The 21,422-nt window shown below is 70.6% G+C and carries 20 protein-coding genes; 10 read left to right on the forward strand and 10 right to left on the reverse strand.

Features of this window, described 5'->3' with window-relative positions:
• Positions 1–52: 52 nt before the first annotated feature.
• The 6 genes from ABZ911_RS25010 (at position 53) to hisC (ending at position 7,798) form a co-directional block, all read left to right on the forward strand.
• The gene (locus ABZ911_RS25010) at positions 53–1,720 is read left to right on the forward strand and encodes a glycosyltransferase family 4 protein (protein WP_358060339.1); all 1,668 of its coding nucleotides are present in this window, start codon (positions 53–55) and stop codon (positions 1,718–1,720) included.
• Between the two features lie 118 nt (positions 1,721–1,838).
• Positions 1,839–3,101, forward strand: coding sequence for a nucleotide sugar dehydrogenase (locus tag ABZ911_RS25015; protein WP_358060342.1), 1,263 nt, complete (start codon positions 1,839–1,841; stop codon positions 3,099–3,101).
• Between the two features lie 19 nt (positions 3,102–3,120).
• The gene (locus ABZ911_RS25020) at positions 3,121–4,209 is read left to right on the forward strand and encodes a glycosyltransferase (protein ID WP_358060345.1); all 1,089 of its coding nucleotides are present in this window, start codon (positions 3,121–3,123) and stop codon (positions 4,207–4,209) included.
• Positions 4,210–4,252: 43 nt separating this feature from the next.
• Entirely contained in the window at positions 4,253–6,034 is a 1,782-nt protein-coding gene (locus ABZ911_RS25025) for a DUF4434 domain-containing protein (RefSeq protein WP_358060348.1), read from the forward strand.
• 17 nt (positions 6,035–6,051) lie between these two features.
• Positions 6,052–6,717 (forward strand): NUDIX domain-containing protein, encoded by a 666-nt coding sequence (locus tag ABZ911_RS25030; protein ID WP_358060351.1) that lies wholly within the window; start codon positions 6,052–6,054, stop codon positions 6,715–6,717.
• A 22-nt stretch (positions 6,718–6,739) separates the two neighbouring features.
• Complete coding sequence (gene hisC / locus ABZ911_RS25035) at positions 6,740–7,798, forward strand: histidinol-phosphate transaminase (RefSeq protein ID WP_358060354.1); 1,059 nt, start codon at positions 6,740–6,742, stop codon at positions 7,796–7,798.
• Positions 7,799–7,848: 50 nt separating this feature from the next.
• On the opposite strand, the gene ABZ911_RS25040 is transcribed toward hisC, so the two are convergent.
• From ABZ911_RS25040 to ABZ911_RS25050, 3 genes are read right to left on the reverse strand one after another with little or no spacing between them, the layout of a single operon-like run.
• Entirely contained in the window at positions 7,849–8,589 is a 741-nt protein-coding gene (locus tag ABZ911_RS25040; RefSeq protein WP_358060357.1) for an SIS domain-containing protein, read from the reverse strand.
• The gene (locus ABZ911_RS25045; protein ID WP_358060360.1) at positions 8,586–9,848 is read right to left on the reverse strand and encodes a hypothetical protein; all 1,263 of its coding nucleotides are present in this window, start codon (positions 9,846–9,848) and stop codon (positions 8,586–8,588) included. Before ABZ911_RS25045 ends, ABZ911_RS25040 begins: the two co-directional genes overlap by 4 nt.
• The gene (locus tag ABZ911_RS25050) at positions 9,845–10,768 is read right to left on the reverse strand and encodes a BadF/BadG/BcrA/BcrD ATPase family protein (RefSeq protein ID WP_358060363.1); all 924 of its coding nucleotides are present in this window, start codon (positions 10,766–10,768) and stop codon (positions 9,845–9,847) included. The genes ABZ911_RS25045 and ABZ911_RS25050 overlap by 4 nt, the downstream gene beginning before the upstream one ends.
• Here ABZ911_RS25050 and ABZ911_RS25055 point away from each other — a divergent pair.
• Positions 10,688–11,152 (forward strand): aminotransferase class III-fold pyridoxal phosphate-dependent enzyme, encoded by a 465-nt coding sequence (locus tag ABZ911_RS25055; protein WP_358060366.1) that lies wholly within the window; start codon positions 10,688–10,690, stop codon positions 11,150–11,152. The genes ABZ911_RS25050 and ABZ911_RS25055 overlap by 81 nt on opposite strands.
• On the opposite strand, the gene ABZ911_RS25060 is transcribed toward ABZ911_RS25055, so the two are convergent.
• The 5 genes from ABZ911_RS25060 to purD form a co-directional block, all read right to left on the reverse strand.
• The gene (locus ABZ911_RS25060; RefSeq protein WP_358060369.1) at positions 11,037–12,029 is read right to left on the reverse strand and encodes an EamA family transporter; all 993 of its coding nucleotides are present in this window, start codon (positions 12,027–12,029) and stop codon (positions 11,037–11,039) included. The genes ABZ911_RS25055 and ABZ911_RS25060 overlap by 116 nt on opposite strands.
• A 136-nt stretch (positions 12,030–12,165) precedes the next feature.
• Positions 12,166–13,455 carry a transcriptional regulator gene (locus tag ABZ911_RS25065; RefSeq protein WP_358060372.1) on the reverse strand — a complete coding sequence of 430 codons (1,290 nt, stop codon included), beginning with the start codon at positions 13,453–13,455 and terminating at the stop codon, positions 12,166–12,168.
• Positions 13,456–13,645: 190 nt separating this feature from the next.
• Positions 13,646–14,923, reverse strand: a complete 1,278-nt coding sequence (murA, locus tag ABZ911_RS25070) for a UDP-N-acetylglucosamine 1-carboxyvinyltransferase (protein ID WP_358060375.1) — start codon at positions 14,921–14,923, stop codon at positions 13,646–13,648.
• A 93-nt stretch (positions 14,924–15,016) separates the two neighbouring features.
• A complete protein-coding gene (locus tag ABZ911_RS25075) occupies positions 15,017–15,853 on the reverse strand; it encodes a phosphoribosylaminoimidazolesuccinocarboxamide synthase (RefSeq protein WP_358060378.1) in 837 nt (278 codons plus the stop codon).
• Positions 15,850–17,070 carry a phosphoribosylamine--glycine ligase gene (gene purD / locus ABZ911_RS25080; protein WP_358060381.1) on the reverse strand — a complete coding sequence of 407 codons (1,221 nt, stop codon included), beginning with the start codon at positions 17,068–17,070 and terminating at the stop codon, positions 15,850–15,852. Before purD ends, ABZ911_RS25075 begins: the two co-directional genes overlap by 4 nt.
• A gap of 404 nt (positions 17,071–17,474) precedes the next feature.
• Here purD and corA point away from each other — a divergent pair, with 404 nt between their 5' ends.
• Complete coding sequence (gene corA / locus ABZ911_RS25085) at positions 17,475–18,518, forward strand: magnesium/cobalt transporter CorA (RefSeq protein ID WP_358060384.1); 1,044 nt, start codon at positions 17,475–17,477, stop codon at positions 18,516–18,518.
• Here corA and ABZ911_RS25090 read toward each other — a convergent pair.
• Entirely contained in the window at positions 18,515–19,420 is a 906-nt protein-coding gene (locus tag ABZ911_RS25090; protein WP_358060387.1) for a glycerophosphodiester phosphodiesterase family protein, read from the reverse strand. The genes corA and ABZ911_RS25090 overlap by 4 nt on opposite strands.
• 215 nt (positions 19,421–19,635) lie before the next feature.
• Between ABZ911_RS25090 and ABZ911_RS25095 the strand changes: the two genes are divergently transcribed.
• Positions 19,636–19,866, forward strand: a complete 231-nt coding sequence (locus tag ABZ911_RS25095) for a DUF433 domain-containing protein (RefSeq protein WP_358060390.1) — start codon at positions 19,636–19,638, stop codon at positions 19,864–19,866.
• On the forward strand, positions 19,863–20,123 hold the full coding sequence (locus tag ABZ911_RS25100) for a DUF5615 family PIN-like protein (protein ID WP_358060393.1): 261 nt from the start codon (positions 19,863–19,865) through the stop codon (positions 20,121–20,123). The genes ABZ911_RS25095 and ABZ911_RS25100 overlap by 4 nt, the downstream gene beginning before the upstream one ends.
• A gap of 178 nt (positions 20,124–20,301) precedes the next feature.
• On the opposite strand, the gene ABZ911_RS25105 is transcribed toward ABZ911_RS25100, so the two are convergent.
• Entirely contained in the window at positions 20,302–21,420 is a 1,119-nt protein-coding gene (locus ABZ911_RS25105; protein WP_358060396.1) for an IS30 family transposase, read from the reverse strand.
• Between the last annotated feature and the right edge of the window lie 2 nt (positions 21,421–21,422).

Raw genomic sequence — 21,422 nt, forward strand, 5'->3', positions numbered from 1 at the left:
CTCGCCTTTCATAGCGGATGGGGGCAAACGCAGCCTATGGTACGGTCACCGCGTGGTACCCGACGCCAGTCCTCCACAGTCCCCGAAGGTTTCCGCCAAGTCGGCGCGCGCCGGCGTCGGAGGGCTTCTCCGAGGCTTCCTTCAGCACCCGGTCATCGTCTCCCGCGTCGTCGCGGCGAAGGTGAAATCCGACCCGGTCCGCGTCGCGCAGGCGGCCGCCGACGCGCTCCCGCCGCGGCTGCGCCCCGTCGTGGGCAAGGTCGCCTGGCCGGCCGCCCGCAAGGTCAGGCACGTGGCGCGCAAGCTCGGCATGCGCGTGGTGAAGGCCCCCTGGAACGAGGCCAAGGAGCACTGGGACCAGGGCCGGGTCAGCCTGGCCGCGGAGGTGCTGCAGCCGCACACGAAGTACCCCTTCGTCAAGCGGCGGGCCGCCTACTACGAGGGCGAGCTGGCCGCGATCAGCCCCGACCCGATCCCGCCGCAGCCCAAGATCGCGATCGGCGAGCGGGTTCAGGGGCGGGTGCTGCACTGCGTCACCAACGCGCTGCCGTACACGCAGGCCGGGTACACCGTGCGCACGCACCGGATCGTCACCTCGCAGAAGGCCGCCGGGCTGGACCCGCACGTGGTGACGAGCTGGGGCTGGCCGATGCTGCAGGGGCACGCCGATGTCGAGCCGTTCGAGGAGCTCGACGGCATCCCGTACTACCGGCTGCTGCCCGACGGGCGGGAGATGCCCTTCGAGACGCGCGGGCGCATCATCCGCGGCGCCGAGGGCGTCACCAACCTGGTCGAGCGGCTCCGGCCGCAGGTGCTGCACGCCGCCACCGACCACCGCAACGGCTCGATCGCGCACGCCGTACGGGCGCGCACCGGCACGCCGTTCGTGTACGAGGTCCGCGGCTTCCTGGAGGAGACCTGGGCCTCGCGCGACCCGCAGCGGATCGGCAGCCAGCGCCACCTGCTGCAGCGCGACCGCGAGGCGTTCCTGATGCGCGAGGCGGACGCGGTCGTCACGCTGGCCGAGACGATGGCGGTGGAGATCGTCGAGCGCGGGGTGCCCCGCGACAAGATCTATCTGGCCCCCAACGCGGTCGACGACTCGCTGCTCACCGCCTCCTACGACGGGGCCGCCTTCCGCAGGTCGATGGGCATCGGCGACGGCGAGATCGTGGTCGGCTCGGTGTCCAGCATCGTGGCCTACGAGGGCTTCGCGACGCTGCTCAGGGCCGCCGCGCTGATGCGCGACCAGGGCACGCCGGTGCGGGTGCTCATCGTCGGCGACGGCACCGAGCGGGAGAACCTGCTGGAGCTGGTGGACGAGCTGCGCCTGACGGACGCGATCCTGCCGGGCCGGGTGGGCCCCGACGAGGCGCTGCAGGCGCAGGAGGCCATCGACATCTTCGTCTGCCCGCGCGAGGACCTGCGGGTCTGCCGCCTGGTCACGCCGCTGAAGCCGGTCGAGGCGATGGCGCTCGGCAAGCCGGTCGTGCTCAGCGACCTGCCCGCGCTCTCCGAGTTGGTCGGCTCCGACGGGGCCGGTCTGCTGGTGCCGCCGGGCGACCCGGCCGAGCTCGCCAAGGCGCTGGCCGGTCTGCGGGAGGATCCGGCCAGGCGGCAGGCCATGGGCGAGGCGGGCAAGGCCGAGGTCGCGGCCAAGCGGACCTGGGGTCGCGTGGCCGAGACCTACCGCGAGATCTACCGATCGCTCACCCCCTGATGACCTTCGAGATAGCTGCCGGTTCGGACTGGTTCCAGCGCATTAGGCGTGGGCTGTGCCGACTTGAGATAACCTTTGCGACCATGAAGTGTTGTTTCCGGCTCTCCAGGGCACTGCTGTGACCGGGTTTGACCTGGCCGTTATCGGCTTGGGCTACGTCGGCATGCCGCTGGCCAAGGAGGCCGTAGCGGCCGGCCTGCGGGTCGTCGGCGTTGACGTCGACCTCCGCAAGATCGACGCGCTCAACGCCGGACGTTCCTATATCGACGACCTGACCGACGCGGACCTCGAGCACATGCTGGCCAGCGGGTTCAGCGCCACCGCCGACGAGTCCGTTCTCGCCGCGAGCAACACCATCGTCATCTGCGTGCCCACCCCGCTGGACGAGGACCACCGTCCCGACCTGTCCGCGGTCGAGGGCGCCACCAAGTCGGTGGCCCGCAACCTCAGCAAGGGCACGCTCGTCGTGCTCGAGTCCACCACCTGGCCCGGCACCACCGACGAGGTGGCCCGCCCGCTGCTGGAGGCCTCCGGCCTGGTCGCCGGCGAGGACTTCCAGCTCGCCTTCTCGCCCGAGCGCATCGACCCGGGCAACCCCAAGTACGGCATGCGCAACACGCCCAAGGTCGTCGGCGGCTACACCGCGACCTGCCGGGACCGCGCCGCCGCCTTCTACTCCAAGTTCGTCGAGCAGGTGGTGCCGGTCAGCGGCACCCGCGAGGCCGAGATGGCCAAACTGCTGGAGAACACCTACCGGCACGTCAACATCGCCCTCGTCAACGAGATGGCGATCTTCTGCGACGAGCTCGGCATCGACCTGTGGGAATCGATCGAGGCCGCGGCCACCAAGCCGTTCGGCTTCCAGAAGTTCCTGCCGGGACCCGGCGTCGGCGGGCACTGCATCCCCGTCGACCCGTCGTACCTGTCGTACACGGTCAGGAAGCTCGGCTACCCGTTCCGGTTCGTCGAGCTGGCCCAGGAGATCAACGAGCGGATGCCGTCGTACGTGGTCGCCCGCGTGCAGCGTCTGCTCAACCGCCACAAGAAGCCCGTCAACGGCTCGAAGGTCGTCATGCTCGGCGTCACCTACAAGCCGGATATCGCCGACGAGCGGGAGACACCCGCCCTGCCCGTGGCGCGCGCGCTGCTGGAACTGGGCGCGGAACTCACCTTTGTGGACCCCTATGTGAAGCAGTGGTCGGTCGACGGCACTAGTGTGCCGCGTGAGGAGGATCTGGCCGAGGCCGTGCACAACGCGGACGTGACGCTGCTCATGCAGCAACACGCCCTGTTCGACCTCGCGATGGTCGAAGAGAAGGCCAGGCTCGTGCTCGACACCCGCGGCGTGCTCGCCGAGGGTGAACGCGTCGAGCGGTTGTAGCGACGGAGGGCTGCGCCAAGTGCACGTGCTCGTCATGACGGTGGTGCATAACCCCGAGGACGCGAGGATCCTGCATCGGCAGATTCGCGCACTCGTGGATGCCGGTCATGAGGTCACGTACGCCGCTTCGTTCACCGCCCACGGGGTGGTCCCGAGGCCGTGGGTGACCGGCGTCGACCTGCCGCGCGCCGCGCAGCGCAAACGGCTGTCGGCGGTGTGGGCCGCGCGCCGGCTGTTCAAGCGCATGCGCGGCAAGGTCGACCTCGTCCTGGTACACGACCCCGAGTTGCTGTTCGCGATCTGGGGCGTGCGCAAGCGCCCGCCGGTGGTCTGGGACGTCCACGAGGACACCCCCGCCACCCTGTCGCTCAAGCCGTGGCTGCCGTCCCTGCTCCGGCCACCGGCGCGCTTCCTCGCCCGCCTGCTGGAGGGTACGGCCGAGCGCCACCTGCACCTGCTGCTGGCCGAGACCGCCTACGCGGGCCGGTTCAAGCACGCCCACCTGATCGTGCCCAACGAGACCTGGGTGCCCGACTCGGTCACGCCGCCCGGCGACGACCGCGTGGTGTACCTGGGCTGGCTGTCACGTGCCAGAGGCGTGTTCGAGGCGGTCGAGGTGGCCAAGCTGCTGCAGCCGCACCGGGTGGCGGTCGAGCTGATCGGCTACGCGGACCCGCAGAGCCGGCCGGTGCTCAACCAGGCCGTGTCCGAGGGGCTGCTCGAATGGCGTGACTTCATGCCGAACGACGAGGCGCTCAAGCGGCTCGACGGCGCGCTCGCCGGGCTGTCCCTGCTGCACGACGAGCCGAACTACCGGCACTCCATGCCCACGAAGATCGTGGAGTACATGGCCCATGGCATTCCGGTCATCACCACCCCCTCACCGCGGGCGGTCGAGCTGGTCGAGCGGTACGACAGCGGCGTCGTGGTGCCCTGGGAGGATCCCAAGGCGGTGGCGCAGGCCGTACTGACGCTCAGGGACGACCTGCAGGAGCGGCGCGGACAGGGGGCCCGCGGTTACGCGGCGGCCCGCGCGAACCATCACTGGCCCAACTCGGCCCGCAGGTTCGTGACCCAGCTCGAAGCATGGGCCGGGGTCAAGAGCTAGGGCTTTATTTCCGGCTGATCACTAGGGCGGTAGGTTCCTGAACGTGCGCTGGCTCATCGTGCTCCTGGGAGTCGCGATCCTGGCCGTCGTCGCGGCGGTGGTCGTGGTGCTTCCCGGCGACCCGCCGGAGAAGGTCAGCGGGAAGGCGGCAGGCGCCCCGTCGAAGACGGCCACGCCCACCCCTTCGGCGAGCGCCTTCACCGACCCGTGCGGCACGTTCGACAACGTCACGCGGGCGCCGTACGCGATCACCGGCTACTGGATCACCCCTTCCACCAACCACTGCACCTGGCGCAAGCAGATGCAGCAGGTGCACGCCGTGGGCGGGGACACGGTCATCCGCATCGGGTACGGCCTGCAGCCCCGCCAGACCGACGGCTACGGCAAGATCCTCAAGGAGGGCGAGCTCGACCCCCGCTACGAGCCCTGCGAGGAGGACGGTGTCCCCTGCGTCAAGGCGGCCGAGAACGACCTGAAGAAGCTCAACCCGGACAGCCGCATCGCCGAGACCTACGTCTACCGGACCGACGAGTCCTACGGCGACGACGTGTTCAGGTGCGAGCAGATGGAGCGCCGGATCAGGGTCGGCAAGCAGGTCTTCTTCCGGCTGATCGCCCCCGCCGACGGCTCCGACTCGGCCAGTTGCGACTTCGCCGAGCAGGACCGGGACTACCACCTCATCCTCATCTCGGCCGCGCCCGACGACAGCCTCACCGAGCTGCTCGGCCTCGGCGACCAGTTCCAGGTGAAGGTCTTCCCCGCGCTGCCGCTGGCGCCGCGCGACCGGGACAACTCGACCAGGGCCGATCCCAAGCACATCGGCACGCTCACCACGCTGACCCGCCGCATCCTGCAGGACTACGGCGTGCGCTTCGCCGGGCGGGAGTCGCTCGGCGGCGTCTACCAGCCGTTCGAGGTGCAGATGGGCCGGACCCTCGCCAAGAACCCGACGCTGGGCGTCTACGCCGGCCAGCACGACATCGTCGAGCAGGAGCTGCCCGACAAGCCCATCCTGATCAGCCCCTACCTGGACGCGCGCAAGCGGGTCGGCTTCGGCCAGACCCCCAAGGACGTCGCCGAGGCGTTCAAGGCGCTGGCCAAGACGGGCGTCGGCATCATCGCGCCGCAGGACAGCAGGGGCACGGGCAAGGTCGGCCTGTTCTGGCCGGACGAGCGCGACCAGGAGGTGGACGAGCGGCTCCGCCCGATCGTCGGCGAGGCGACGTACGGCACCGCCTACCACGGCTCCACCCGCGACTACTACCGCGAGATGGCCGCCGCCCGCGAGCAGATGATCGACGCCGACTACGACGTGGAGCTGTGGGCGAACGTCGAGGCGTTCGAGCCGTCGGGCACCGAGCCGTGCCAGCCACAGGGCACCCGCGGCAAGACCGACAAGAAGCGCCTGGACGCCGCGGTCGCGATGACCGGCCGGTACGTTTCCAAGATCGTTTCCTATATGTGGAGCGACTACATGACCTGCGGCTCGCCCTCCCTGGAGGACGAGATCACCAAGGACTACGCGCGGCCGATCGCGGTGGACGCCATCCGCAGGGGCCGCGACATCCAGGACGGCATCGAGGTGCGCGGTTTCAACCTCGAACACGGCACCGTGACGCTGACCTGGGAGGGCGGCTCCAAGGAGCTGTCCGTGGACGCCACCGGCTGGTACGACGACGACCCGCTGGACCTGCCCGACCGGATGAAGACCGCCTGGGTGCCCTTCGACTGGACCCAGGCCGCGGGGGGATGGGTCAAGGTGGGAGTGCGCTCACCGGACGGGCTGCTGACCCATGAACCTTTGCACGTGCGCATCCCGACGTAACGTGTAACGTGCCAGGCATGGTCCCCAGCGTTCCCGTCAGCGTGGACCTCGTCGTCCTCACCGTGCGTTGCCAGGCCCTCTGCGCGCTCGTCTGGCGCCGCGACAACCCGCCCTTCCTCCGGCGCTGGTCGCTGTCCGGCGGCTTCATCCAGCTCGACGAGGACCTGCCGGCCGCCGCCCACCGGGTGCTGGCCGAGCGGGCGGGCCTGCCGGGCGCGCCCGTGCACCTGGAGCAGCTGCAGACCTACGGCTACCCGGACCGTGACCCCCGCCAGCGGGTGCTCAGCGTCGCCTACCTGGGGCTCGCCCCCGACCTGCCCGCCTCCGAGAAGGCGCACATGGCCTGGGTGCCTGCGGACGAGCTCACCGTGATGGCCTTCGACCACCGGCGGATCATGCTGGACGGGATCGAGCGGGCCAGGGCCAAGCTGGAGTACACCTCGCTCGGGGCGGCGTTCTGCCCGCCCGAGTTCACCGTGGCCGACCTGCGCCGCGTCTACGAGATCGTCTGGGGCCGGACGCTCGACCCGCGCAACTTCCACCGCAAGGTGACCAAGACCGAGGGTTTCCTGGTGGAGGTGGGCGGCACCACGACCAGGGACGGCGGGCGTCCGGCCAAGCTGTACCGCCGGGGCCCCGCCGAACTGCTCCATCCACCGATGCTGCGCTCGCTGAAGGTCTGACCGGCCTCGCTAGAGTGAGGCCATGCCTCGTTTCCGCGCGATTTTGGACACAATGCCGCCCTACAAGGCCGGCAAGGCCGTGGTGAGCCCCGACGGCAGGTCGTACAAGCTCTCCTCCAACGAGTCTCCCTATGATCCGCTGCCTTCGGTGATCGAGGCGATCGCCGAGGGGGCGCGGCAGATCAACCGCTATCCGGATCCGGCGGCGGTCAAGCTGACGGAGGCGATCGCGGAGCGTTTCGGTGTGCCGGCCGGCCACGTGGCGCTCGGCGCCGGCTCGGTGACGGTGGCCCAGCAGCTCTTCGAGACCGTGGGTGAGCCCGGCGCCGAGGTGATCTACGCCTGGCGGTCCTTCGAGGCCTACCCGCTGCTCGCCGACCTGGCCGGGGTCACCTCGGTCAGGGTGCCGCTGAAGGACGAGGAGCACGACCTCGACGCCATGGCCGCGGCGATCACCGACCGGACCCGCATGATCTTCGTGTGCAACCCCAACAACCCGACCGGGACCTCGATCCGGCGGGCCGAGCTGGAGGCGTTCCTCGACCGGGTGCCGGAGAACGTGCTGGTGGTGCTGGACGAGGCGTACCGCGAGTACGTCCGGGACGCGGACGTGCCCGACGGGCTGGCGCTCTACCGGGACCGGCCGAACGTCTGCGTGCTGCGCACCTTCTCCAAGGCCTACGGCCTGGCCGGGCTGCGGGTGGGATACCTGATCGGGCATGAGCCGGTGGCCGCCGCGGTCCGCAAGACGATCGTGCCGTTCGCGGTCAACCACCTCGCGCAGATCGCCGCGGTCGCCTCGCTGCGGGCCGAGGAGGAGCTGCTGGAGCGGGTCGACACGGTGGTCAAGGAGCGCACCAGGGTACGCGAGGCGCTCATCGCCCAGGGCTGGACGGTGCCGCCGACGGAGGCGAACTTCGTCTGGCTGCGGCTCGGCGACCGCACCATGGACTTCGCCGCCGCGTGCGCGGTCGAGGGCGTGGCGGTACGGCCGTTCGAGGGCGAGGGCGCGCGGGTGTCGATCGGCGACCCGGAGGCGAACGACGCGTTCCTGACCGCGGCGGCGGCCTTCCCCAGGTGACGGAAGGGCCCGGCGTCCGGCCGGGCCCTTCGTCATTGGTGGATCGGGTGTCAGGCGTCGCCGAGTCTGACTCGGGGGCCGTAGGTCTCCAGGAGGTGGTCGTTGTGTTCGTCGCCGCCCGGGGTGTTGGCCGAGCGGAAGACCGGCGGAGGCTGCCCCGCGGCCAGGTAGTGGCCGGTCACCTCGGCGACCAGGAGCTGGGCGATCAGTACGCCGGTGAGGTTGGAGACCGGGCAGACGGCGCCGCCTTCGGGGAGGTCCAGGGCGGCGTCGCCGTACGGGGCTCCGTTGTCGATGACCACGTCGGCCAGGTCGGCGAGGCGGGGGCGGGCGGTCACCCGGGCGGTGTGGGCGAGTGAGGTGACGGCGACGAGCGGGTGGCCGCCGTCGGCCGCGAGGCGGGCCATCTCCACGATCGCGCCATTGCCGCCCGAGTTGGAGATGATCACGAAGGGGTCGCCGGGGCGGATGTCGGCCAGCTCCCAGATGCGCCTGGCCAGGGCGGGGTCGCGTTCGAGCTTGGGGTCGAGGAGGTCGGACGGGGAGGTGTCGCCGTAGTAGGCGAGGTCGCGGATGCCGAGCTGGTTGGCGGGGACCAGCCCGCCCGCCCGGCCGACGAACTCCAGCGCCACCGCCCTGGAGTGGCCCGTGCCGTACGCCTGCAGCACCCCGCCGTCCCGCAGCGCCTGGTAGATCGTCTCACCGGCGCGGGCGATGTTGTCGTGCTCGCGGACGAGCAGGCGGTCCACCGCGTCCCTTGCCACCCGGGCGTACGCCTTCTGGTCGATCATGAATTCTCCTCGGTGTCGAGCGTGTGCAGCAGGTGGCGGGCGGTCGCGGCCAGCTTCTCCGCGCCGCCCCTGGCGACCTGTGTGGCCAGCACCTCGTACTCGGTGCGGTCGTAGGCGTCGGCGGTCGGCAGGTATCCCGGGTAGCCGTTGGCGTAGCCCAGGACGACGGTCGGGCCCCGCCGGGCGGTCCTGACGGCCTCGCCGACGGCGAGGAACGGCTCACCTGGGAGGGCTGCCAGGGCCAGCTCGCCCAGCCGTACCACGGCCACCCGGGCACTGATCGGCCCGCCCTGGGCGTCCTGGCCGGTGAGCAGTCTGGCCCCGTCCAACCGGCTGCGCGCCATCCCGGCCGCCACCGCGTCCCCCGCCGCCCGAGCCCGCTCGTACTCCACTCGCAGAGCACCGGCCAGCGCCTCGGGATCGCCCACCGCACGCATCCTGTCGAGCGCGACAGTCGCCTCGGTCCAGCCGACCCGCGAACCATCGGACCAGGCGAGTGCCGCAGGGGTCTCTTCGGAGAGCAGGGTGGTACAGCGGGTGGCGACCAGGGCGCCGAGCCGGGCCAGTTCGGCGGCGTCCTGGCCCTGGCGGGTGTGCCTGGTGCTGATGTCGCCCGCCGCGCCGGTGGCGACCACCACCCAGACGCCGGGCCCCAGCCGCTCGCTCAGGGCTTCGCGCACCGCCCCGGTCAGGTCGGCGCTCACCTTGACGTTGGCCGGGGGCAGGACCGTGGGGTGGACGGGCAGCACCGCCAGGACGCCGGTGAGGTGGCCGTGGGCGTCGTGTACGGCCAGCAGGTCGAGAGGGACCACGGGCTCGGCGGACGGGCGGCTGCGGTCGGCCCCGACCCCGCGCAGCATCCCGCGATGGACGGTCCCGGTGGTCGCGGGCGTCTCGGCGGCGATCGCCCGCTCGACGGCGTTCCTGACCGCCTCCACGATCAGCTCGCCCCACGGGGGCGGTGTGGCGGCGCCGCCGGGCACGCAGCCGGTCTCGGGGCCCGCGTGGGTGTGCGTGGCGGTCAGCCACAGCTCGCACAGCGGCGCCAGCGCCTGCCGGGCCCACTCGGCGAGGTCGTCGTTGACGCAGATCACGTCGGCGACCGCGAGCGCGAACCGCCGCCGCCCGTCGTACCAGGTGATCGCGCTCACCCGCAGCCCGTCCAGCACCCCCGCGGCTGGCCCTGGCCGGTCGATGTAGCCGCCCATCGGCGTGCCCTCGGGTACGGCCAGCGCGGCCGTTCCGCAGCCCACTCTCATCGTTCCTCCACCCTGACCAGTGCGCGGTAGAGGCCGAACTCGGGCTCGGCGGCCAGGAAGGCGGCCCCGGCCAGCCCGTCGCCCTCGGGCTCCCTGACCTCGGCCTGCGGAAGAAGCTCCGCCAGCGACGCCTCGAAGCCCGCCCTCAGCGCGGGATCAAGCAGCAGCCGCCCGGTCCAGGACACCGGCACCGGCCCGCTGAGGTCGCGGGCGGCGGCGGTGACCGTGGCGGCGAGTTCGCGGCCCGCTGTCGTGACGATGCGCGCCGCGTGGTCGTCGTGGTGGGCCAGTTCGAGGACGTGCACGGCGAAGCGCGCGACCCGCGCCACCGCGTCGCCGGCCAGGTACAGCCGCTCGGGTAACGACCCCAGGTCGCCGAACACCTCGGTGGCCCTGGTGGTGAGCGCTCCGGCGGGCAGGCGGCCGTCGAAGCCCCGGACGGCGGCGTCGAGGCCGTGCCGCCCGATCCAGAGGCCGCCCCCGGCGTCGCCGTACAGGTGGCCCCAGCCGTCCACCTGCCGGGTGACGCCCTGGGGGGTGACGCCGAGGGCGATCGCGCCGGTCCCGGCGGCGAGCACGACGCCGGGACGCCCGCCGAGCGCTCCGGCGTGCGCGGTCACCACGTCGGAGGCGATGAGTACCCGCCCGGCCCCTGTCCCGGCGAACAGCCGCGAGGCCAGTTCGCGGTCCGCGGCGGGCCCGCCGAGCAGCGTGGTGAGCCCCAGGGAGACCGTGTCGGCCCGGACGCCCGGGGGTGCGAGAGCCCGCCACGCGGACAGCACGCGCGAGACGACGCCCTCGACGGGGGACCCGTCCGCGTAGGCGAGTCCGGGTTCCTCGTGGGCCGCCCCGGCGCGCCCGTTCTCGGCCAAGGCGACCCGGAGGCCGGTCTGGCCGCCGTCGACGGTGACTGTCAGCATGCGGACCAACCTAATTCCGGTCTATACCAAAATTCAAGACACCAGGCTCCGCCGGTATTCGCTCGGCGAGCACCCCACGTACGGCCTGAACGCCTTGGCGCTTCAGGTACCCCGTGGAACGACCTGGAGCCCCTGACCGCCCTGATGGCCGCCCACGAGGGCCAGATCGCCGCTGTGATCACCGAACCGGCCCTCTGCGACACCGGGGCCATCCAGCCCGATCCTGGCTACCTGGAGGCCGTCAGGGAGCTCTGCGACCGGCACGGCGCTACTCGGCCGCGGGATGTGGTTCCTTTCCGCCGCGCACACCGACGACGACATCGCCGCGACCGTCGACGCCCTGCGCGGCCTCTGGCCGGGGCCTGCGCCGCTCGGTCGAGATGACCAGCACGACGCCGACCACGATGACCAGCCCGCCCACCAGCACCTGGATCGTCACGGGCTCGCTGAGGACCAGCGCGCCCAGCAGCACCGCGACGGCCGGGTTCACGTACGCGTACGTCGACACCAGCGAGATCGGCGCGTTGTTCAGCAGCCACGCGTAGGAGGTGAACCCGATCAGCGAGCCGACCAGGACCAGGTAGATCAGCGCCCCCCAGGACCTGGTGGTGATCTCCGCCAGGTCCAGCCGCTCGCCCACCATGGTGCCGATCACCGCGAGCCCGGCCCCGCCCACGACCATCTCCACCGTGCTGGCCACGAAGGGGTCGGACGGCATCGGGATGCGGCTGGACAGGAACGAGCCCAGGGCCCACGACACCGACCCGGCCAGGATGGTCACGATGCCGGTGGTGTGCCCGGCCGTACCGCCGCCGTTGAGCGACAGCATCGCGACGCCGGCGAACCCGACGAGCACCCCGGCGAGCGTGAGCACCTTCGGCCGGTCCCGCACCAGCAGCCGGAGCACCACCAGCCACAGCGGCACCGAGGCGACGAGCAGGGCGGCCAGCCCGGTGGAGATGTACTGCTCGGCCACCGCGACCATGCCGTTGCCCCCGGTCAGCAGGAGCAGCCCGACCAGCGCGGCCCCGCCGAACTGCCGCCGGGTCATGGAGAACGCCTTGGGCCCCTTGCGCACCAGCAGGAACCCGCCGAGCAGCAGCGCGGCGGTGATGAACCGGATCACGCCGCTGAGCATGGGCGGCACCGACTCGACCGCGATCCCGATGCCGAGGTAGGTGGACCCCCACACGACATAGACGAGTCCCAGCGCCCCCCAGACGAGAAGCGAGTGGCGTCGGTCAGCAGCGTCCTGGCTCATAACTCATGACATTAACCTGCAACCTCGACAATTCCCTCGCGGATTCCAGACATTGAGACGCGGCATGAAAGATCGCGAAAAGGAGGGTCCGCCGCCCCGAAGGGGGAAGGGGGGCGGCGGACCTGATCGAAGTCGCCTACCGTGGCCCGAGTTTCTCCACGATCAGGCGATAGAGCTGGCGGGGGCGGCCCGGCTGCGGCGTGCGGTTCGGCGGAAGCGGCCACGCGAGTCCCTCGTCAACCAGCGTGCGCAGCAACCGCCGAGCGGTACGCGGCGTGACCCCGAGCATCTTGCCCGCGCCCTCCGCGTCGACGACCGTGTCACCCCCCTCCAGCTTCGCCGACAGCCGGGCGAGCACCTCGATGCCCTTCGGCTTGATCGGCGTCGAGCCCTGGGGCGGCATCCTGGGCGCGGGGATCAGCGCCCTGCCCTCCCTGTCCACCGCGAACCCCTGCGCCTGCTTGCCCGCCTGGGTACGGGCCAGCGCGGCCCTGGCGTGCGACTCGGCGTCGTGCGTGGTACGGCCCATGCCCACGCCCACCTCGACGGCCAGCCCCAGCTCGTCGCGGATCCTGGCGGCGAAGGGCAGCACCCGGAACCCGTCCGTCGCGACCGCGATCGAGCCTCTCGTCGCGGTGACGAGATAGCTGTGATCGTCGATCGGCCAGACGGTGGCGTTGATCCGGTTGGCCTCCTGCACCAGCAGCCGGTGCAGCGACAGCCGCAACTCGTCGCGCCAGTAGCGGGGCGCCGCCCGCCGGACCGGCTCGCGCAACGTCGGCACCTCGACCAGCACCACGGTGAGCTGCGACTCCTCCAGCCTGTGGTGGGCGCCGAGCAGCGCCGCGGTGTGCAGGGCGGTGCGCACCGCCGCCGAGGTCGGCCGCACCCTGATGACCGGTACGCCCGCGGTGTGCAGCCGGTCGGCCACCGCGGGCAGGCAGGTCAGCGCGCCGGTGGTGGCGCCCTGCCGGGCCAGCCGTTCGTGGTAGGCGGCGATCGTGCCGGTGGCGCCCGGCTCGTCCCTACTGTGTACGTCGGTAGCCGGGATACCGAGATCTGTGTACGCCTCCTCGACGTCGGCCCGGCCGACCACGTCGATGCTCACCCGCTGCGGGTCCACCCGTGGGTCCAGCGCGGCCTTGGCCAGCGCCGCGATCAGCGCCGCCCCGCCGAGCTGAACATACGTGGCCGGCATGGTCAGCACCCCCGACCGCCTCGCCAGGTCATAGGGGACCGGGCTGGCGAACAGGCACGCGTCCACGCCTGGCCCCAGCCTGGTCACCTTGTCGGCCGCCTCCTGCTCATCGCGATAGGCGGCCGCCACGAGGCGGCAGGGCAGCGGCGCCGCGGCGTGGCCCATCAACATGACCCGTTCGACGAGATCGTGAGGTCCGACCACGCCGATGGTGAGGTCCGGTGTCATTGCGCCCGGGCGTGACACTCGGGGAGGCTCTTCGGTCCGCTCGACCAATGTTCGTCCCATTCCTGCCGTCCATTGCAGTGCTCTCTTTTGGAACGATCGCTCGCGAGGGCCGTAATGTCACGCCCGGATTTTCCGGAAAGCGGTTCTGTTTGCCTTCTGGAAGAGATGTTTTAGCAGGTCAAGCCTAGTTTTATGCCCTATCCGAAGGTCCAGAAATCTCTCTTGTAATGTTCGCGCCGAGCGCCCGCATTCGCTCGGCGAGATGGGCGTGGCCGCGATCGATGAGGTAACCCGAGTCGATGACCGTCTCACCTTCCGCGGCCAGTCCCGCCAGCACCAGTGCTATACCCGAGCGAAGGTCGTGCGCGGTCACCTGAGTTCCGGTCAGCGGAGTGCATCCGTGGACGGTCGCGCTGTTGTCCTTGACCCGTACGTCGGCGCCCATCTTGTTGAGCTCGCCGGCCAGCGCGAAGCGGCCGTCGAAGATCCGCTCGTGGATGTAGCTGACGCCGTCGGCCAGGCAGGCCACCGTCATCATGGGCGACTGCAGGTCGGTGGCGAAGCCCGGATAGGTGTCGGTGATCACGTTGATCGGCTTGAGCGGGTTGGGGCAGCGCACGTGCAGGACGGCGCCCTGGCGGGCGAACTCGACGCCCATCTGCTCCAGCTTGTACCGCACGACGCCCAGGTCGAGGCCGGTGCCGACGAGGCTGAGGTCGCCGCCGGTGATCGCCGCGGCCATGGCGAAGACGCCCGCGTCGAGCCGGTCCGGCATCACGGTGTGCTCGACGGCGTGCAGCTCGTCCACGCCCTGCACGGTGATGAAGCCGGTGCCGCCGCCGCTGATCCGCGCGCCCATCCTGGTGAGCATGGCGATGACGTCGAGCACCTCGGGTTCCAGCGCGGCGTTCTCGATCACGGTGGTGCCGCTGGCCAGGGCGGCGGCCATGATGAGGTTCTCGGTGCCGGTGTGCGAGGGGGTGTCGAGGTACAGCGTCGCGCCGGTCAGGCCCGAGGCCTTGACGTGGATGACGGTCTCGCCCTCGTCCACGATCGCGCCCAGGCGCTTGTAGCCCAGGTAGTGGAAGTCGAGGTTGCGGCTGCCGAGATTGCAGCCGCCGACCCCTTCCACGACGGCCTCGCCCAGCCGGTGCAGCAGCGCGGGGGTGAACAGCACCGAGCCGCGGAAGCGCCTGGCGATCTCGGCCGGCAGCACCGGGCTGGTCAGCCTGGAGGCGTCGATCACCAGCGTCCGCTCGGCCTCGTGCAGCTCCACGTGCGCCCCGATGACCTGGGCGAGCTCCACCGCGCGGCGCACGTCCTCGATGATCGGGACGTTGCGGAGGACGGTACGGCCCTTGGCGGCGAGCAGGGCAGCGCCGATCATGGGCAGCACGGCGTTCTTCGCGCCCTGGATGAAGGCGGTGCCGCGCAGTGCGTTGCCGCCGCGCACGCGATAACGGACCATTCGCGTCTGCTCCTTGGGGGAAGGTATCGGTCAGGCTGGATCGGGCCCACAGTAGCCGCTGTGGACCCCTGACCCGGCCGGTTCGCCCCGTGACTACCCGGTAAAGGAGTGGCCGGTGAGACGCTCGTAGGCCTCCACATAACGCTGTCTGGTCCGCTCCACGACCGCGTCAGGAAGCCGGGGAGGAGCGTCTGCGGATGATTTATCCCATCCGGAATCGGGTGATGTCAGCCAGTCGCGGACATACTGCTTGTCGAACGAGGGCTGGGCGTGGCCCGGCTCCCAGGCGTCGGCGGGCCAGAACCGCGAGGAGTCGGGGGTGATCACCTCGTCGCCCAGCGTCAGAACTCCGTTGGAGTCCCAGCCAAGCTCGATCTTGGTGTCGGCCAGGATGATGCCCCGCTCGCGGGCGATCTCGGCGGCCCTGGTGTAGACGGCCAGCGTCACCCGGCGCAGCTCCTCGGCGAGGTCCGCGCCCACCAGTTCGACGACCTGCTCGAAGGAGATGGGCTCGTCGTGCTCGCCGATCGGCGCCTTGGTCGAGGGGGTGAAGATCGGCTCGGGGAGGCGGGAGCCGTCTTGGAGGCCCGGCGGGAGCCGTACCCCGGAGACGGCGCCGTCGCGGCGGTAGTCGGTCAGGCCCGAGCCCGTCAGGTAGCCGCGGGCCACGCACTCGACCTGCACCATCTTCAGCGGCTTGCACAGCACGCTGCGCGAGTCGGGACCCGGGCCCGCGATGTGGTTCGGGACGACGTCCTTGAGCTGGTCGAACCACCACAGCGAGAGCTGGGTGAGGATCGCGCCCTTGTCCGGGATGTCGGGCTCCAGGACGAAGTCGAAGGCCGAGATCCGGTCGGAGGCGACCATCAGCAGCAGACCCTCGTCGGTCTCGTACAGGTCGCGTACCTTGCCGGAGTGCAGGTGCTTCATCGGGCGATGTCCGTTCGGTGGTGGGAGCCGCGCAGTTCGATCCCGGCGACCAGGTCGTAGGCGCGGGCGCGGGCGGTCGCCTGGTCCGGGCCGGTGCCGACCACGCTCAGCACCCGCCCGCCGTTCGCGACGATCTCGCCGTCGCGCCGCTCGGTCCCGGCGTGCAGCACGTAGGAGTCGGGCGTGCTCGCCAGCCCCCTGATCACGTCGCCCTTCACCGGGTCGGCCGGATAGTTCTCCGCCGCGATCACCACGGTCACCGCCGAGCCGTCCCGCCAGACCAGCGGCGGCTGCCCGGCCAGCGTCCCGTTCGCGCACGCCATCAGCAGCCCCGCCAGCGGCGTCGCCAGCCGATCGAGCACGACCTGCGTCTCCGGATCCCCGAACCGCGCGTTGAACTCGATCACCTTCGGCCCCTTGGCGGTCATCGCCAGCCCCACATACAGCACCCCGCTGTACGGCATGCCGCGCCGCGCCAGCTCCGCCACCGTCGGGCGCACGACCTCGCGCATCACCTGCTCGGCCAGGTCGTCCGGAGCCCAGGGCAGCGGCGTGTAGGCCCCCATGCCGCCGGTGTTGGGCCCTTCGTCACCGTCGTAGGCGCGCTTGAAGTCCTGCGCGGGCTGCAGCGGCACCGCGGTGGCCCCGTCGCAGAGCGCGAACAGCGACACCTCGGGCCCGTCGAGGAACTCCTCGATCACCACCCGCCCGCACGCGGCGGCGTGCGCCAGCGCCTCGGCCAGGTCGCCGGTGACCACGACGCCCTTCCCGGCCGCCAGCCCGTCGTCCTTGACGACGTACGGCGCGCCGAACTCGGCCAGCGCGGCGGCGGCCTCCTCGGGGTTCGCGCAGGTGTGCGCCCGCGCCGTCGGCACCCCGGCCGCCAGCATGACGTCCTTGGCGAACGCCTTGGACCCCTCGATCATCGCCGGCTCCCGGGACGGGCCGAAGCACGGGATGCCCGCCGCCCGCACCGCGTCCGCGACCCCGGCCACCAGCGGCGCCTCGGGGCCGACCACGACGAGGTCGGCGCCCAGCCGGGTGGCGAGGGAGGCGACCTGCCCGGGGTCGGTCGGGGTGACCGCGTGGAGGGTCGCGATCTCCTCGATGCCCGCGTTGCCGGGGGCGCAGTGGAGCTCGGAGACCTGGGGATCGAGCTTGAGCGAGCGGCACAGGGCGTGTTCCCGCCCGCCGGAACCAATCACAAGAACGCGCACATGCCCCATTGTCGCAGGCCCCACCCCTTGGGCGCGAAGTGCGGGAATCCGCCGGAATCTTTGTGTGCTTCCCGCTGATCGACCGGAACCCCGGCAGGTAACCTGATGCGGGTTCCCGGCCTGTGGTAAGTTGGGTCGGCTTTGCGGCTTCTCTAGCGATTGGAGGTGGTCCGGGATGAATCCTGGTGAACCCAGCAGTACGTGCCCGCGCACGTACGCCGTGCGTCCCCCTGACCACTCCAATCCGGCAGCCTGATCGTGCCTCCACGCATTCCTTTCGATTGAGGTGACCTTTCGTCTCGCGTGGACCGTGCCAGGTCGGGCGGAAAGGGACTGCCATGCGCTCGTCCACTCTTTTCCGTCGCATCAACCGCCACTCCGTGCAGCCGCACCACAGCCGCCAGTTGAGCAAGCCCGTGCGTGAGGTCTGCATCCCGCCCGTCGACTCGATCGTGGAGTTCGGCGCCTACGTGGACGGCCGCAAGCTCCGCGCCCCCGGCATCGTGGAGTCGTTGAAGCTGGTGCGCGAGCACAACGCGACCACCAAGGGCGCCAAGGCGTTCGTCTGGGTGGGCCTGCACGAGCCGGCCGCGCCCGAGGTCGAGTGGCTGGCCGAGGTGTTCGGCCTGCACCCGCTGTCGGTCGAGGACGCCGTCAAGGCGCACCAGCGACCCAAGGTCGAGCGGTACGGCGACTCGCTGTTCATGGTGCTGAAGACCGTCGCCTACCTCGACCACGACGAGCTGACCGCGACCAGCGAGATCATCGCCACCGGCGAGATCATGGTCTTCCTCGGCGCCGACTTCGTGGTGACCGTACGGCACGGCCGGCACTGCCCGCTGACCGAGGTGCGCGAGCGCCTGGAGGACAAGCCCGAGCTGATGGACCGCGGCCCCGCCGGAGTGCTGCACGCCATCTCCGACCACGTCGTCGACCGCTACCTGCAGGTCGCCGACCTGATGCAGATGGAGCTGGAAGAGGTCGAGGCCACCGTCTTCGCCGACGTCAGCTCCCGTGACATCAACCGCATCTACCAGCTCAAGCGGGAGATGCTGGAGATGAAGCGGGCGGTCATGCCGCTGCAGGCGCCGCTGTCCGCGCTGCCGCAGCGCCGGGTGATCCCCTCGGAGATGCGCGAGTACTTCCGCGACGTCGGCGACCACCTGTCCCGCGTGTGCGAGATGGTGGACTCCTCCAACGAGCTGTGCAGCTCGATCCTGCAGGCCGCGCTGGCCCGCTCGAACGCGCTCGCCAACGAGGACATGCGCAAGATCTCGTCGTGGGTGGCGATCCTGGCCGTGCCGACGATGATCGCCGGCGTGTATGGGATGAACTTCGACTTCATGCCCGAGACCAAGCAGGTCTGGGGCTATCCGGCCGTGCTCGCCGTGATGGTCACCGCGTGCGTGCTGCTGCACCGGGGCTTCCGCCGCAACGGCTGGCTCTAGCGGCTCGGCCGGAGCGGACTCACCGGCTTGGGCAGGGGCAGGCCGTACTTCTCCCACAGCTCGCGCATCCGGTCCGGGTAGTCGGTGACGATCCCGGCCACGCCCAGGTCCAGCATCTGCGAGGCCAGCAGGTGGTCGTTGACCGTCCACACCGCCACCGGCAGCTCCGCGGCGTCGGCCTGCGCCATCAGCTCCTCGTCCACCATCACGTGCTCGGGCGAGAGAGTCGTGGCGCCCGCGGCGCGGGCGGCGGCGGGCAGGTCGTCGCCCAGGCAGCCGTGCCAGTGCAGGGTGTCGTTCTCGATCAGCGCGAACCGCGGCGTCCCCGGGGCCAGCTCGGCCGCGGCGCCGATGACGCGCCAGTCGAAGCTGAGGATGGCCGCGTTGTCCAGCCTGCCGTGCCGGTCGAGCTCCTCGACCACCGCCTCGGCGAACTCCACCGGGTCGGCGGACAGCTCGGGCCTGGTCGGGTCGGACTTGAGCTCCACGTGCAGCCGCACGCTGTCCGCCTCGTAGGCGTTGACCAGGCCGAGGACCGCGCCGAGCGTGGGCATCCTGGTGCCGGGGATCGGCTGCTGGGTGCGGGCGAAGGTGTCGTCGGGGTGGCGCGGTAGCCGTACGCCGACGTCCAGGGTGCGGAGCTGGGCCTGGGTGAGGGCGTTGATCGGGCGGCCGACGTAGGGGTACAGCGGGTCGTCCGGGGTGGCGGGCGCGGTGTCGGCGCTGGTCACGGCCGAGACTGTGAGGTCGTGCGTCAGCACCAGGCGGCGGTCGGCGGTGAGCGCGACGTCCAGTTCGAGGGCGTGGACGCCCAGTTCCATCGTCCGGCTCAGTCCGGGCAGGGTGTTCTCGGGCCACAGGCCCCTCGCTCCCCGATGACCGTGTATCTCCGCGCGCAGCACACCGGGGACCTTACCCCCCGCCTGTCCGAATCCAAGCCAGCCACGCCGCAAGGTTTTTTGTGGCTTATGTCCGGAGCGGCCGATCGACCACCCCTTGGGTGCGCGTAGTCACCAGGAGGAAGAGATCCCCAGAGGCAGGCCGCCCGGAACAATCTCCGAGCGGTCGCCTCCACCACGGGTCCGACCTGGCACTATCAGGAGGGAGGGGAGACACCATGAACTTCGATCGAATCACCGTCGAGCCCGAACGACTCGAAGGCAAGCCCACCATCAGAGGTCTTCGCATGAGCGTTGAGTCGCTGGTCCGGCTTGTCGCCGCCGGATGGACCTTCGACGAGATCCTCACGGACTACCCCGACCTTGAGCGCGAGGACATCAGACAGGCTCTTGAGTACGCGGCGGCTTCCACGAACGTTCACTTCTATCGCCTTCGAGAGCCAGCGTGAACTTCCTGGTCGATGAGAACCTTTCACCTCGCGTCGCCGACCTGCTGACCAAAGCGGATCACGACGCAGTGCACGTCCGCGACCTTCAAGCGACGAGTGCACCGGACTCCACGATCATGGCCCTCGCCGTCAAAGGCAGCCGGGTCATCATTTCCGCCGACACCGACTTCGGCGCGCTGTTGGCCCAGGCTCGCGCAATCGAACCTTCGGTCATCTCGTACGCGAAATCCTGGAGCTTCGACCACCAGACATGGTGAACATCATCCTCAGGCACCTCGATGTCCTGGGACCTCATCTCCGGGATGGCGCCATCGCGGCGTTCACCCCAACGGGCATCCGTGTCCGGTCGCTTCCACTCCGCTGAATCTCCCCGTACAAAGAGAGAGCCCCGCTGTGGGAGGGGCAAAGTCAAGGGGGCGTCGCAACACGGATTGATCAACTGGCTGCCGCCAGGAGTTTGGTAAGACGCTCGGCTGGGGTTTCCCAGCCGAGCGTTTTGCGCGGCCGGCCGTTCAACCGAGCAGCGACGGCGGCGAGATGGTCGCGGCTGTGCACGGACAGATCGGTCCCCTTGGGGAAATACTGGCGGAGCAGGCCGTTTGTGTTCTCGTTGCTGCCGCGCTGCCACGGTGAGTGCGGGTCGCAGAAGTAGACCGGCAGGTCAGCAGCGATGGAGAACTGGTGGTGCAGGCTCATCTCGCTGCCTTGATCCCAGGTCAGTGACCGCTTCAGCTCGGTTGGCAGGGTGGCCATGGTGGCGGCCAGGGCGTCACGAGCGGTTTCGGCGGTGCGGTCGTGCGGCAGGTGGACGAGCAGGACGTACCGTGTGGCGCGCTCGACCAGCGTGCCGATCTGTGACTGCTGATCCTTACCGATGATCAGGTCGCCCTCCCAGTGTCCGGGCACGGCTCGATCCTCAGCCTCAGCCGGGCGATCGCTGATCATCACCATCGGCGCGACGAACCTGGGCTGGCGCTGGTCGGGGCGGCGATGGGGTTTGCGGGCGGTGCGCCCGGTCCGCAGCGCCCGGGTAAGCTCGCGGCGCAGCTCTCCGCGTCCCTGGACGTAGAGGGCCTGGTAGATCGTCTCGTGCGACACCTGCATCTCCGGCCGGTCGGGAAACCGGACGCGCAGGCTCCGCGCGATCTGCTCGGGGCTCCATTCCAGCTCCAGCCAGGATTGGATGACCTCGCGCAGGTCCGGGTGGGTACCTATCTTCCCCGCTTTGGGCCGCGGACGCCTGGCATCGGCGCGGGCCTGGGCCGCGTGGGGCCGATAGTGCCACTGACCTCGGGTGCCATCGGTGCGGTTACGAGTGATCTCCCGGCTCACCGTCGAGGCGCTGCGGCCTAACTCGGCTGCGATGACCCGGATCGAGGCCTTCTCCCGCAGCCGGTCAGCGATGTGGATGCGCTCGTGCTCACGCAGGTAGCGAGACTTCGCCCCGGCAGGTTCAGGCCGCCCGCTCGGGTCGAGCGGGCGGGCGGGAACAGGCGGGGCCGGGCCGGCCCGGTCGGGAGATCGCAACGGAGGACTCACTTCACACCCCAAAATAA

Origin of the sequence: Nonomuraea sp. NPDC046570, from assembly GCF_040645915.1 — a bacterium.
In the GTDB taxonomy this organism is placed as follows: domain Bacteria; phylum Actinomycetota; class Actinomycetes; order Streptosporangiales; family Streptosporangiaceae; genus Nonomuraea.